The sequence below is a fragment of the Dyadobacter sp. 676 genome, from assembly GCF_040448675.1.
GTDB lineage: Bacteria > Bacteroidota > Bacteroidia > Cytophagales > Spirosomataceae > Dyadobacter.
Genome location: NZ_CP159289.1, coordinates 4,737,487 through 4,750,450, shown reverse-complemented (window position 1 = coordinate 4,750,450; position 12,964 = coordinate 4,737,487). Strand labels below are relative to the sequence as shown.

The window sequence follows — 12,964 nt, the reverse complement described above, 5'->3', positions numbered from 1 at the left end:
TCAACATATATCAACTACACTTACTAATGAGAAGAATTGCCATTTTTGCCTCCGGCTCGGGATCGAATGCCGAAAAAATCTGTGAGTATTTTGCCAACAGGGAAGATGTGGACGTGTCGCTGATATTCACGAACAATCCCATGGCCGGAGTGATTAAAAGGGCACTTAAATTACAGGTCCCAGTCGTTTTTTTTGACAGGAAAACCTTTTATCAGACCGGCAAGATCCCGCAAATCCTGCAAAACGAAGGCATCGACCTTGTCGTGCTGGCAGGCTTTATGATGCTCGTACCGCCGGTGCTCGTCCAGGCATTTCCCAATAAAATGATCAATATCCACCCCGCATTGCTGCCGAAATACGGCGGTAAGGGCATGTACGGACATTTCGTACACGAAGCCGTCGTGAATGCAGGCGACACGCAATCGGGCATTACGATCCACTATGTAAACGAGCATTACGACGAGGGCGACATTATTTTCCAGGCAAGCTGCGACATAGCGCCCGGCGATACGCCTGAGGAAGTGGCGCGCAAGGTGCACGCGCTCGAATACGAGCATTACCCGCGCGTGATCGACGAAATCCTCACGCGCCGCTAACCCATGCTTTTCTTCCTGCTCGCCGTCATTTTTACCGTTATGCTCTACCTGATCATGCGCGCTTACCCGCGTTATCAGGTAGATTCCTTTCACGCGGTGGTTTTCAATTACTACTCCTGCGTGCTCACGGGGCTTGTCCTGACGCCGGACCCCGCCGTGTTTATGGAGGTGCGATGGACGGCCGAAGGCACAGCCCTTACCATGGCGCTTGGCGCAATGTTCGTAACGGCATTCCTGCTGATCGGCCTCACTGCGCAAAAAGTGAGTGTAACGGCGACGTCGCTGGCGGGGAATATGTCGTTGGTCATACCGGTGCTTTTCGGGCTGTTTGTTTTCCGGAACAACAATAAGGTTTTCACCGGGCTCAATTACCTGGGCCTCGCACTCGCTCTGGTGGCGCTGGCGCTCGGCGCGATCCAGCGGTCGCGGGAGCCGGCAGGCGCAGCGAATACAGCCGGTCCCAAACAGACACTCTGGATTTTCCCGATTCTGACCTTCTTTGCGAGCGGCACCAACAATACGCTCATCAACTTCCTGTCTTCCAGATACTATCCCGCGGGCCAAATCACCGTTTTCATGATCATCGCATGCCTGGGGGCGGTCGTCATCGGAACTTCGATCCTCGTTTACCGCATGGTAGTTCATGGTCACAAGCTAAAATTCCGGAGCGTACTGGGCGGGTTGATTCTCGGCGTGCCCAATTTTCTGTCGCTTTATTTCCTCTTGCTGGCCCTGGCGGCTTTCGGTAACAGTGCGGCTTATGTATTTCCGATCTACAACATCCTGACGATGCTCGTGTCGGCCCTGGCCGCCTGGGTTTTGTACAAGGAGCGGTTGAACACGTTGAACAAATGGGGACTCCTGCTGGCCGTGGCAGCGATTGTATTGATTTCCTACCAGGAATTGAACTTGTAATCCCGCCGCGCCGGTTACCGTATCATGACCGACACCGCCATTTTGAACATTCCTGAGAGCGAAAGACCGCTTAACAAAAAACAGAAAGAATTCAATACGCTTTCGGGCGCCATCGAAGCACTGGACCGGCAGATCGCCGAATTGCAACAGGCTTACGATGAAATGCTGAGACGAATGCCGACAGAACTCGATCCGCTGGTCGCGGAATACCAAAGTTGCCGGGCCGACATAGTGAACCTATGGGACCGGGCCTACGAAGCCGGACACTTCCGTAAGGCCTATCAAACCAAACTCGCCTACCTGATTACCGAAAATGCCTTTGATCTGGTCAAAAATCACGGCTTGGATTATCTGAAACCGGTTTTTAACAGATACAGTCCGGTGGATATCGAGGTACTTCTGGAAGAGGACCGCGCAAGGAATGCATCGCGTATCGAAGACCCGGCCTTCTTGCTGGAAAGTATCAATGAAACGGAACCAGAAGTCGCATTTCATGAATTATCGGAAGCGGAGCAGATGCGCATCAAAGCGGAGAGAAGGGACCGGCGCCCGGAAGAGCACGGAACGCATCGGGAGAGAACCACGAAGTCTGTCCGCTGCGTGTACGTGGAGCTCGTGAAAACCTTTCATCCGGACCGGGAAACCGATGAAACCGAAAAACAGCGCAAAACCGCGACCATGCAGCGCATTACGCGGGCTTATCAGGACAATAACCTGCTCGGCTTGCTGAAACTGCAAATGGAGCTCGAACAACTCGACCGGGCCGGCCTGGCAAACGTCGACAAGAACCAGCTGGGTTATTACAACAAACTCCTGAGGCAGCAGGTAGAAGAACTCGCTCAGCAGAAAATGTCCGTCCAGCAAGAGATATCCGCTATTTGCGGCCTTCCTTTCCGGCACGCCAATTCGATGGTGACGGTTATCGCGAAATTTAATGCCAATATCAACGAGCTGAAAACGGAAATCAGAAATACCAGGAAAATCTACAATCATTGGCAGGTGCCCTCCCAGCTTAAAGCCTATCTCAAACCTTTCCAAATACCGCACGAAGGCGATTTCGACGAGTGAGAACAGGCCGCATTTGCGTGGGAAACGTATACAATACGTAGAGGTTTTTCCACGAAATTCATCACATCTTCAAATATGATTTTATACATATTGCGGCAGACAACGCTAGTGATTAACCGATTATACGAAACGGCGCCAAAGCCGCGTATTTGGCATATAATTTATGCTGACTATCCACGACGCACCCAAATTTCCATTTAAATGAAAAATTGTATTTTTTTGCTGCTTGCGATCGCCTTTTGTAGCTCGCGGGCACAAGCGCAGGAAAACGTTTCCATCGGCCCGATCGTCGGGATATCCATTGCCAATTTCCGTGGCGATGTTATCAATACGGACTGGAAACCCGGTTTGACCATAGGAGGTTTTTACAATTACAGCTCCGAATCAGGATTCGGTTTCAGCGGACAGCTCCTTTTTACGCAGCTTGGAGCGCAAATCAATAATAAAACCAACGAAATTAACCTGAATTATATTCAGGCACCGTTGCTGGCCACTTTCTTTTTCGGACGTTATGGCGACCGGCTGCGTCCAAAAATATTCCTCGGCCCCAACCTCAATTTCCTGGTAGGAGCGCGCGACAAGAACGGCAACAATATCAACGGAGATTCCAACAACCGCGTTTATAATCCTTTTGATCTCGGACTTACTTTCGGGGCGGGCCTGAACTACCGGTTGCAGGAGAAGATCTGGCTGAATTTCGATGCCCGGTACGGTGTCGGGTTGCTGGATGTGACTCGGCTGGACAATTCGAACATTAAAAACAACAACTGGGGTATCAACGTTGGGCTGAGTTTCCCGCTGGGTACTTACAACAAAAATACCGGAAGACTACGTACGCGCTGACACACTATGATTCGTAAACAGAAGGGCATCCATTTTGAATGCCCTTCTTTATTTACTTTTGCTTCCGGTAGGTTTAATGTATGCTGCCTATGCTTCAAAAGGATTTGTTAAAAATTACCCGATGGGGCCTTGGGACCGCCTTAGTAATCTGGATGATCGGCTGGCTGATGCTGATTCCCGAAGACTTGTCGGCGCAGATTGCCGCCATCGCCGCGGAAACGATTAAAAGCGGGCGTTTGGTCGAAGAGACGGGCATATCCGGGCCGATCATCTCGCTTTCCGTCGGCGCAATGCGGATATTCGGGTCCAACCAACTTTCGCTGCATATCCCGGGGTTCCTTGCTCTCCTTTTCAGCCTCTTCTGTACCTATCGTCTTACCAGAAACCTTGCAGGTCGCGAGTCGGCCATTCTCTCCGTTTTAATATTAGCCACCGCCCAGGCTACTTTCCTCGTCAACAACGATCTTGGCGATGCGAACTACCTGGCGGCTTGCTATGTGTTTACATTGTGGCAGATCAATTTATACCTCGAAAAAAAGAATTTCCTGTACCTGTTCCTCGCGCTCGCAGGCGGGGTTGCGCTCGTATTCGTAAAAAACACATTTCCGGGCGGTGCCGGTGAATGGCCGGCCAATCCCGTCCTGACCTTGCTTGTTACATTCTCGCCCTGGACCATCTTCTTCATCCTCGCCATTGCCGACCTGGCCCAGCGGCTGGCGTTTCCCGAACACGACGAAACACAGAAACATGAGCTAATCTGCCTTTTAGCGATCGTAATGCCTTTCATCTTCGCTTACCTGAACCCGTTCAGGGCCACTTTCGATGTGTATATGGCATATCCGCTGGCCGCGGTGGTAACCTCGTCATACATTGTCCGGCGCCTGGAAAGCGACCCCGAAATCTTTTCCGGGCTTATCGCGTATGTGCATGCGGTGGCCGCATACGCTTCCCTGGCTTTGCTTTTCTGCCTGGTGTGGTTTTCGTTCCCGGCCGACAACTACTACGGGCTGGTCCATTTTATGGTGCTGCTGGGGGTACTTACCTGGCTGATCTTCTTTTCGCCTGTACGGAACAAGCTGATCGTTGGCTGCGTCGTTTTTGCGATAGGTGCCAACCTGGTGCTTACAACCTATTTTTACCCCAACATTTATGAATACCAGGCGGCCGCGAAACTGGGCATTCTGGCAAGGGCCAACGGCGCCCGCGAGAACCGGCTGTTCAGCTATCAGGCCGGGACGCCTTACAGCCTCCGCTTTTACGCAGGTGTGCGTGTAACGGAAATCGATGATTTCGGCAAACTGGTTGGCATGAAAAACTGTCTCGTTTACACCCACCAGAACTTGCTCGGTGAATTCAGGGCAATGCGCCCCGATCTGAAGATCGTCGGGACCTGCGAAGAATACCCGCGGCCGATTCTCGATTTTCGCTTTCTCGATCCCGCCACGCGCGCATCCTATGTCACCTCAAAAGTGTTGATCAGGCTATGAAAACCGGCGCACCGACAGATTAAGCAACTTACATAATGCGTTCAAGAGGATTAACCCTAACTTTGCAATCCTTTAAGCATTGCATTATGACTTTTGAAGATTTAAATCTCTCCAAACCGCTTCTCAAAGCCCTTTCAGAAGCCGGATATACCACCCCTACGACAATTCAGCACAAGGTTTTTTCGGTAATGATGTCCGGAAAGGACGTCTGCGGCATTGCACAAACCGGTACCGGAAAAACATTCGCCTATTTGTTACCGACGCTCCGTCAGATAGAATATGCCAAAGACCGGTTGCCTCAACTGCTCATTCTCGTGCCCACGCGCGAACTGGTGGTGCAGGTAGTGGAAGAAGTGCGAAAGCTCACGGCTTACACGACACTCGAAGTGGTGGGTGTTTACGGTGGAGGGAATATCAAGGTGCAAATGGCCGAGCTGCATCAGGGTGCGGACGTCGTAGTGGCAACTCCCGGGCGAGTTTTCGACCTGGCTATGAATGGCTCGCTAAAAACCAAGTCGATCAAAAAACTGGTGATCGACGAGGTCGACGAAATGCTGAACCTCGGTTTTCGTGCGCAGTTGAAAAACATCCTGGACCTGCTGCCCCAGCGACGCCAGAACCTGCTCTTTTCGGCGACGATCACACAGGAGGTGGAGGCTCTGATGAAAACCTATTTCAACGATCCGGTCCGGATTGAAGCGGCGCCGGTGGGCACGCCGCTTGAAAATATCGAACAGCAAGCCTATTATGTCCCTAATTTCTATACGAAAGTCAACTTGCTCGACCTGCTTCTCGACCGCCACAGGGAAATGAACAAGGTCCTGATTTTTGTCGCTACCAAAAAGCTCGCCGATCAGCTATACGGGCAACTGGAACTCGGCTACCTGAACGAAATCGGCGTTATCCATTCCAATAAAGACCAGAACCACCGTTTCAATACCATCAGGCAGTTTCACGCCGGCAATTACCGCATCCTGATCGCCACGGACATCATCGCACGCGGGCTCGATGTCGCCGAAGTTTCCCATGTAATCAATTTCGATATTCCGGAAGTACCGGAGAACTATATCCACCGGATTGGCCGCACCGGCCGTGCCGATCAGAAAGGCATTGCCATTTCCTTTATCTCCGAGCGGGAAAAGCCGTTCCAGCAGCAGATTGAAGAGCTGATGGATTTTGAAATACCTATACTGCCACTGCCGGAGGACCTGAAAATATCGGAAGTGCTGACGCCGGACGAAGAGCCGAAAGTTTTCATGAAAAACATCGAGCCGAAGCGCCCGAAGCGAGAAGACATAGGCCCCGCATTTCATGAAAAGAAAGCTAAGAATCAGAAGGTTAATGTCCGCCGGGATTATGCCAAAGAGAAGATGATCAAATACGGGCGGCCGATCAAACGTTCGGGCAAAAAGAGCAAATAATTGTTAAGCACCAGATATTCAAATCATTTTACGGGATTTGTTGTTGAACCTGCATGAATATCTGGCAAATCTTCCAAAGGCTCCGGCCATTCATTAAGCCCTACCAGCGGCAAATCGCATTTGCACTATTCCTCACCCTGCTTGGTGCCGTTACGGCCCAGGTAAACCCTTGGGTGCTTCGGTACACCGTCGATACGGTGCAAACCATGCTCGATAAACACTGGAGCCTGCTGCAAGGCAGGGAATTGCTCCTGCGTATCACGGTGGTGCTTTTCGTGAAAGAGATCGTCAATTCTTTTATCGTTTTCGGGCAGCGGTATTTTGGTGAAAAAATCCGTATCAAAGTATCCAGCGACCTGTCACAGAACGCTGTCAACCGCATTCTGACCTACAACCTGGCGTTTTTCGGCGACAATGAAAATCAGAAAGGCAAGCTGCAAACCCGCATCGATCGCGGCGTGGAAAGCCTTACCAAGCTGATCCAGAACTTTTTCATCGACATTCTGCCGCTTTTTGCGAATGCCATTGTGGCGCTCGGCATTATGTTCTCGGCCAATTTTTACGTCGGCTGCATTGCCCTGGCCATTCTCCCCGTGTATTTCTGGGTGAGCTACCGGCAGGCCGGCGAACTGCAGGGTGTTCGGCGCAAGCTGAAACGGCAGCGCGAGAATAAGAGCAACGGGCTGATCAACCTCATCGAGTCGGTGATCGTAATCAAATCGTTCGTGCGTGAAAAACTGGAAGGCGAAAAGCAATATCGCCTGCAAATGGAGCTGATGGATTCACAGCTTAAAACCCGGAAGACCAACTTTGCCTACGACGGTATCAAAAGCTTTATCGAGCAGATCGGCGTCGTGCTGATCATCATTCTCACCGCCTACCTCGTGCTGGATCAGCAAATGTCCATCGGCGCGATCATGTTCCATATTCTGCTGTTCAATAACGTTTCCGCACCCATCCGCCAGCTGCACCGCATTTACGACGAGATGAACGATGCACTTACCTATTCGGAGGGCTTCTTCGATATCCTGGATGCGAACGACGCGGTCGAGAAAAGCGGACAAACAGAATCGGCACGTTTTCGGGGCAACTACGAGCTCCGGAACGTATCGTTCGAATATCCCAACGGCACCAGGGCACTTTCAGGCGTTTCTATGAATATTAAAGCCGGACAAACGACTGCATTGGTAGGACTGTCGGGGGCAGGCAAGAGCACGCTTATTAATCTGCTGGTGGGTTTCTACGCCCAGGATTCGGGGGAAATCTTGCTGGACGGAAAACCTCTGAAATCCTACGACTTGTCCTCCCTGCGCAATGCCATCGGAATGGTACTTCAAAAGAACCATATTTTCAAAGGGTCCATTTCCGAGAATATCCGCTATGGAAAGCCCGAAGCCAGCTGGGAAGAGCTCGTCGAAGCTTCCAGAAGCGCCTATTTGCACGAACAGATTATGGAGCTGCCCGCCGGCAATGATACCGATGCCCAAATGCTCTCCGGCGACCAGCAGCAACGCATCGCCATTGCGCGGCTGTTTCTCAAAAATCCGCCCATTATCTTCCTCGACGAGCCTACGGCCAGCCTCGACGCCATTGCTACCGAGCAGATCAAAAACAGCCTGGACGCGATCAAGAAAAACCGCACGGTAGTGATCATTTCGCATAGCCTCGCACAAATTCTCGACTCCGACCAGATTTACGTGATGAAGAAGGGACAGATCGTCGAATCAGGCAAACATGAGGATCTGTACGAAAAAAATGGCGTTTACCGGCAGATTTTCGACGCTTCCGCACGTAGTCTGAACTTAGGTAAGATGCTCGAAACCATGAGCCGGGAGCAGGAATAAAAGAATTTTTCGGGTCGCTGATCCAAAGTGAACCTTGCAAACGTATGTCGTTTCAGGATAGCGCCCGGCCAGCGCCAATGCCGGCCTGTGGCGTCGAAAGATAACAATTAATTATTGTGGAGGGTAAGGTAATACGTAGAGAGGGCGGCAGATGACGCTCTCTCTTTTTTTTGGCATAAAAAAACTCCCGGACAAGCGCCCGGGAGTGTGATATTGGAAGAGGTCTATGTGATATTAATGGCTTTCTTTCTCTTTTTCGAGGTTGAAAAGGTCGTTTAATACGTCGATCAGCGTTTCCGCCTCTCCTCGCTTGCACGCCGCTTTCAATTGAAGTACCGGAAGTTTCAGGATTTTCTGCATCATACTGGTGGTAATGCGTTCCACTTTTTCCAGTTCCGATTCGGTCAGGTTTTTGGTGAAACGGGTCAATTCCTCTCTGCGGATTTGTTCCAATGCACCTTTCAGTTTCTGAATGGTCGGCGAAACGATCATCTCGCGTGACCAGTCGTTGAATTCAAGCACCGCTTCGTTGATAATCTCTTCCACATGTGGAACTGAATCGAGCCGACGTTGCAATGCTTCGTCGGCCTTCGAACGTATCGAGTCGATCGTGTAAAGCATCACGCCGGGCACTTCCTCCACCTCGGGAGACACGCTCCGCGGCACCGAGAGGTCGATAAAATATTTGAACGACATGCCACGGAGGCGCACCATCATTTCTTTGGTAAAGAACGGCTCTTCACGCTGAATGGACGATACGATCACGTCCGCACGTGAAATTTCGGATTCAATGTCGGCAAAATCCGCCACGCGGAACCCAAGCTCCGTGCCCAATGCATCGGCTCTGCTACGGGTCCGGTTTACCAGCGTCACGTCCGCATTGGTGTTTTGCGAAAGGTTGCGGCAAACGTCCGTTCCGATTTCACCCAATCCCACAACGAGTATCCGGGGATTTGGCATCAGACCTTCCAGCAGTTCGACGGCCGCATAGGAAACAGAAGCCGCGCCATCACGAAAGAACGTCTCCTGAGCCACGCGTTTGTTGGCAAAAAATATCGTGTGAAGCAGACGGTGCAGAAACGGGCCTGCCATATTGAGGTCGGCAGACCATTGATACGCATGCTTGATCTGATTCGGGATTTGCATATCCCCTACTACCTGCGATTGCAGGCCGGTAGCGACCTGGAAGAGGTGCTTCACCGCTGCGTCGCCTTCAGAAAACTGCTCGAAATATGCTTTGAACGCATCTATGTCCTCAATCCCTTTTTCGATCAGTAAAAGCTTGATAATCTCTTCATTAAGGTCGTTGGCGGAGGAGTAGTATATCTCAGTCCGGTTGCAGGTAGAAACAGCAAGAACGTCGGAGATATCGAAAAAATCTTTCAGACGAAGCATCATGCTCTTTGCTTCCGCCTCATTCAATGCAAGCTGTTCCCTGATAGCAAGAGGAGCATTCCGATGTGATAAACTGACTGATTTGAACTGGTTATACATCACTTGGTCTAATTCGATTCACAAAAATACGGCACAAAAATCATAATATGAATGTGGAACTATGACCGTTCACTTATTTAGAAAGCATTTAAATAATACTGTCATAAGTCATACAAATTTCGCCTCGGGCGCACTCCCGAAACATGATTTTCGTCATATCTGCGACTGACGACGGGGGGGAACGAAAAACGGCCATGAAACCACTAAGCTTAAATTATTTACGTTATTTGTAGACTATAACACTAACATCGGGCAGAATGTGCCCGGCCCGGAATGATCAGCGAAAGCCCTAAAGAAAAACCGCGTTTCAGGCTGCATCCCGTAGCCATTCTGAACAGCCAGCGCCTGCGCCGTTCACTGATGGATACTTACGACCAGAAAAGCTTTTATAAATACGGAATCGGGGTTATCCTGCTTATTCTCAGTATCGGATCGCTTTTTTATACCGATAAGCTGGTGGAGGAACTGGAAGAAAGAGAGGAAAGGGAAGTCCAGCTGTACGCCGAAGGCTTGCGGTATGTAGTCAACAGCCCGCTGGACGAAAACTTTAACGTGATATACCAGGTCATCGAAGACGCCGTCAACTTCTATCAGATCCCGGCCATTTATGTGGATGAAAACAATATCCCGAACCCCAACAAGAACATTAAATTCCCCGACAAAATAAGTCGCCAGGAGCGTGAACGCATTATCCGGGAGCGTCTGGAAGAAATGAAACTCGAACACCCGCCGATTCCCGTGGAACTCGGGAAAGGCCGCGCGGGCAAGATCTATTATAGTAACTCTTTTCTGCTTACGCAGTTACGCTACTATCCTTTTCTGCAATTATCGGTCATGCTGCTGATCGGCTACCTCGCTTACCTCGCATTCAGTTCGGCGCGGAAAGCGGAGCAGAACCGGGTGTGGGTCGGGCTGGCGAAGGAAACGGCCCACCAGCTCGGCACGCCGTTATCGTCGCTGATGGCCTGGGTGGAGTACTTCCGCTCCGATCCGGCGATCGACCCGTCGATTGCCGAGGAAATCGAAAAGGACGTAATCCGGCTGGAAATGATCACGACGCGATTTTCCAACATAGGTTCGGTACCTACGCTGCGGCAGGAACCCATCGCGGCTATCGTAACGAATTTCGTCAACTACCTGGAAAAACGGGTTTCTTCCAAAGTCAGGTTCGAAGTGCATAACCAGCTTGCGGAAGAGCAGACTGCGTTATTGAACAAAAACCTTTTCGAATGGGTAATCGAAAACATCTGCAAGAATGCCGTGGACGCGATGAGCGGCGTGGGGGAAATTCACGTGACCTTGCAGGCGCCTCCGCGTGCGAGGGAAATATGGATCGATATCGCGGATACCGGTAAGGGAATGAACAAGGCGCAGATCAGCAAGATCTTCAATCCCGGTTTCAGCACTAAAAAACGGGGCTGGGGGCTCGGCCTGACGCTCGCGAAAAGGATAATTGAAAACTACCACTCGGGGAAGTTGTTCGTGAAAAGCTCCGAGGTCGGAAAAGGAACGACATTCAGGATTATCCTGAATGCCGATATTGTAGAAGAAGCCTAACCCATTATTGCCAGATCGGCACGCTCACCACATCCGTTTCAGGAGTCTGATTACTGATATGGAATGCGCGATCCATAATCCGGACCTTAAACTTCATTTTCGTTGGGATGGCGCTGTCGAGCCTCCGGAAACGTACGTTCAAATCGAGTTTACCCTTGATTGGACCCGGTTTCCCGTCTGTTTTAAGCAAAGGGAAAAATTTAAATTTGTCGCCGACCAGGATGGATTCCGTCCAGGTGCTGTCTTTATTCTGGGTCATTGTAACGAGCTCATAGTTCCCTTCCACTTTCCAACCCGGCACTTTCAGGTAATTTTTGGTAAAAACGAGCGTATCCTGTATCTCGGCATTGGTTGCCCCAAGGTCGCCGTCGCCGTCTTCGAAATTGATCGTTATCGTCACTACTTCGGTTTTCTGCGGCACGCCCAATACGGTGTCTGTCCTGGTTTCCTGAGAGATTCCGTTATAATAAATCACCGGCGTATCGCTAAAATCCGGAATATCGACACATCCCATGGCCGCCACCGCCAATAGTATGAACAAGGAAACTTTCAGCTTCATATGAGTTCTATTTTTAACTTTGCTTTTTAGTATCTACGAAAGTAAGAGGATTGGAACTTCAAAACAATAAAACCATTGCCGAAATACGGGCAGGGCTCAGGGAACAGATCGTGACCGTCGAACCGGCCGATTTCGAAGCGCTTGCGCTCCGGGTTTTTCGTTACCAGGCCGCGTACAACCCCGTTTACAGGGAATACATCCGGCACCTTGGTATCGATCCTTCGGGCATCACCACATTGACGGGCATTCCCTTTCTTCCAATCCAGTTTTTTAAGAATCATCGCGTCGCTACGGGGCATACTACCGACGCATCTGTTGTTTTTCAAAGCAGCGGAACGACCGGCCAGACCACCAGCAGTCACCATCTTTATGACGAACCGCTGTACAAAGCGGTTTCCTATCGCATTTTCCAGCAAAATTACGGGGACCCGAACCGCTTTCATATCCTCGCCCTGCTGCCGTCATACCTTGAACGAAACAACTCTTCACTGGTGTATATGATGCAGCATTTTATTGAGGAAAGCGGTTCCGAGTATTCGGGGTTTTACCTGAACAACGCCGGCGAAATGCTGCACCGCCTTCGGCACCTTGCCGAAAACCCCGACGGCAAAAGTATCCTGTTGCTGGGGGTTACATTCGCGCTGCTCGATCTGGCGGAAAGCAGTTTCGACCTCTCGTTTTTGAAGAATATCGGGCATTTTACCGTCATGGACACCGGCGGAATGAAGGGCCGCCGCAAGGAAATGCTCCGCGAAGAAGTGCACGACATCTTGACCGGCAGTTTCGGCGTGCCGGCCATCCACTCCGAATACGGCATGACCGAGCTCCTTTCGCAAGGTTATTCCCACGGCCACGGGCTGTTTACGCCCGGGCATTCGATGCGTATTTTCCTCCGCGACATCAACGATCCTTTCGCGGTCAGCGACCACAATCTCGGGCCGTCGAAAACCGGGGGGAATCAATGTGATCGATCTGGCTAACCTGGATACCTGCTCGTTTATCGAAACGCAGGACCTCGGCCGGTTCGGCGACAAACCCGGCACATTCTATGTCATGGGCCGTTTCGACAATTCCGATATCCGGGGTTGCAATTTAATGGTCCTGTGAACCGTTGGAATGTGCAGTCCGACATAAACGCCTGGTGACATTTTAATGCAATTTTAATAGCCCCGAGCGGCCT

Annotated in this window: 12 protein-coding genes; 10 read left to right on the top strand and 2 right to left on the bottom strand. The window is 50.8% G+C overall.

Going from position 1 to position 12,964, the window contains the following annotated elements; translation table 11 throughout:
- Nucleotides 1-26: 26 nt before the first annotated feature.
- The 7 genes from ABV298_RS21225 to ABV298_RS21195 all read left to right on the top strand — a co-directional run bounded on the left by ABV298_RS21225 (nucleotide 27) and on the right by ABV298_RS21195 (nucleotide 8,174).
- Nucleotides 27-596, top strand: coding sequence for a phosphoribosylglycinamide formyltransferase (locus ABV298_RS21225; RefSeq protein ID WP_353718168.1), 570 nt, complete (start codon nucleotides 27-29; stop codon nucleotides 594-596).
- Nucleotides 597-599: 3 nt separating this feature from the next.
- Complete coding sequence (locus ABV298_RS21220; RefSeq protein ID WP_353718167.1) at nucleotides 600-1,511, top strand: hypothetical protein; 912 nt, start codon at nucleotides 600-602, stop codon at nucleotides 1,509-1,511.
- Between the two features lie 24 nt (nucleotides 1,512-1,535).
- The gene (locus tag ABV298_RS21215) at nucleotides 1,536-2,579 is read left to right on the top strand and encodes a hypothetical protein (RefSeq protein WP_353718166.1); all 1,044 of its coding nucleotides are present in this window, start codon (nucleotides 1,536-1,538) and stop codon (nucleotides 2,577-2,579) included.
- 201 nt (nucleotides 2,580-2,780) lie between these two features.
- A complete protein-coding gene (locus tag ABV298_RS21210; protein ID WP_353718165.1) occupies nucleotides 2,781-3,422 on the top strand; it encodes a porin family protein in 642 nt (213 codons plus the stop codon).
- Between the two features lie 89 nt (nucleotides 3,423-3,511).
- Nucleotides 3,512-4,909: a glycosyltransferase family 39 protein gene (locus ABV298_RS21205; RefSeq protein ID WP_353718164.1), complete on the top strand. Its 1,398-nt coding sequence runs from the start codon at nucleotides 3,512-3,514 to the stop codon at nucleotides 4,907-4,909.
- An 86-nt stretch (nucleotides 4,910-4,995) separates the two neighbouring features.
- Entirely contained in the window at nucleotides 4,996-6,330 is a 1,335-nt protein-coding gene (locus tag ABV298_RS21200; RefSeq protein WP_353718163.1) for a DEAD/DEAH box helicase, read from the top strand.
- A gap of 53 nt (nucleotides 6,331-6,383) precedes the next feature.
- Nucleotides 6,384-8,174: an ABC transporter ATP-binding protein gene (locus tag ABV298_RS21195; protein ID WP_353718162.1), complete on the top strand. Its 1,791-nt coding sequence runs from the start codon at nucleotides 6,384-6,386 to the stop codon at nucleotides 8,172-8,174.
- A 234-nt stretch (nucleotides 8,175-8,408) separates the two neighbouring features.
- On the opposite strand, the gene hemA is transcribed toward ABV298_RS21195, so the two are convergent.
- Nucleotides 8,409-9,668, bottom strand: coding sequence for a glutamyl-tRNA reductase (gene hemA / locus ABV298_RS21190; RefSeq protein ID WP_353718161.1), 1,260 nt, complete (start codon nucleotides 9,666-9,668; stop codon nucleotides 8,409-8,411).
- 273 nt (nucleotides 9,669-9,941) lie between these two features.
- On the opposite strand from hemA, the gene ABV298_RS21185 reads away from it, so the two are divergent.
- Nucleotides 9,942-11,225, top strand: coding sequence for a HAMP domain-containing sensor histidine kinase (locus ABV298_RS21185; RefSeq protein WP_353718160.1), 1,284 nt, complete (start codon nucleotides 9,942-9,944; stop codon nucleotides 11,223-11,225).
- A gap of 4 nt (nucleotides 11,226-11,229) precedes the next feature.
- Here the strand turns inward: ABV298_RS21185 and ABV298_RS21180 are convergent, their stop codons facing one another.
- Nucleotides 11,230-11,784 (bottom strand): hypothetical protein, encoded by a 555-nt coding sequence (locus tag ABV298_RS21180; protein ID WP_353718159.1) that lies wholly within the window; start codon nucleotides 11,782-11,784, stop codon nucleotides 11,230-11,232.
- A 50-nt stretch (nucleotides 11,785-11,834) separates the two neighbouring features.
- Between ABV298_RS21180 and ABV298_RS21175 the strand changes: the two genes are divergently transcribed.
- Together ABV298_RS21175 and ABV298_RS21170 are read left to right on the top strand one after the other, a co-directional pair.
- On the top strand, nucleotides 11,835-12,764 hold the full coding sequence (locus tag ABV298_RS21175; RefSeq protein WP_353718158.1) for an acyl transferase: 930 nt from the start codon (nucleotides 11,835-11,837) through the stop codon (nucleotides 12,762-12,764).
- Nucleotides 12,748-12,891, top strand: coding sequence for a hypothetical protein (locus tag ABV298_RS21170; protein WP_353718157.1), 144 nt, complete (start codon nucleotides 12,748-12,750; stop codon nucleotides 12,889-12,891). The genes ABV298_RS21175 and ABV298_RS21170 overlap by 17 nt, the downstream gene beginning before the upstream one ends.
- The last annotated feature ends 73 nt before the right edge of the window (nucleotides 12,892-12,964 follow it).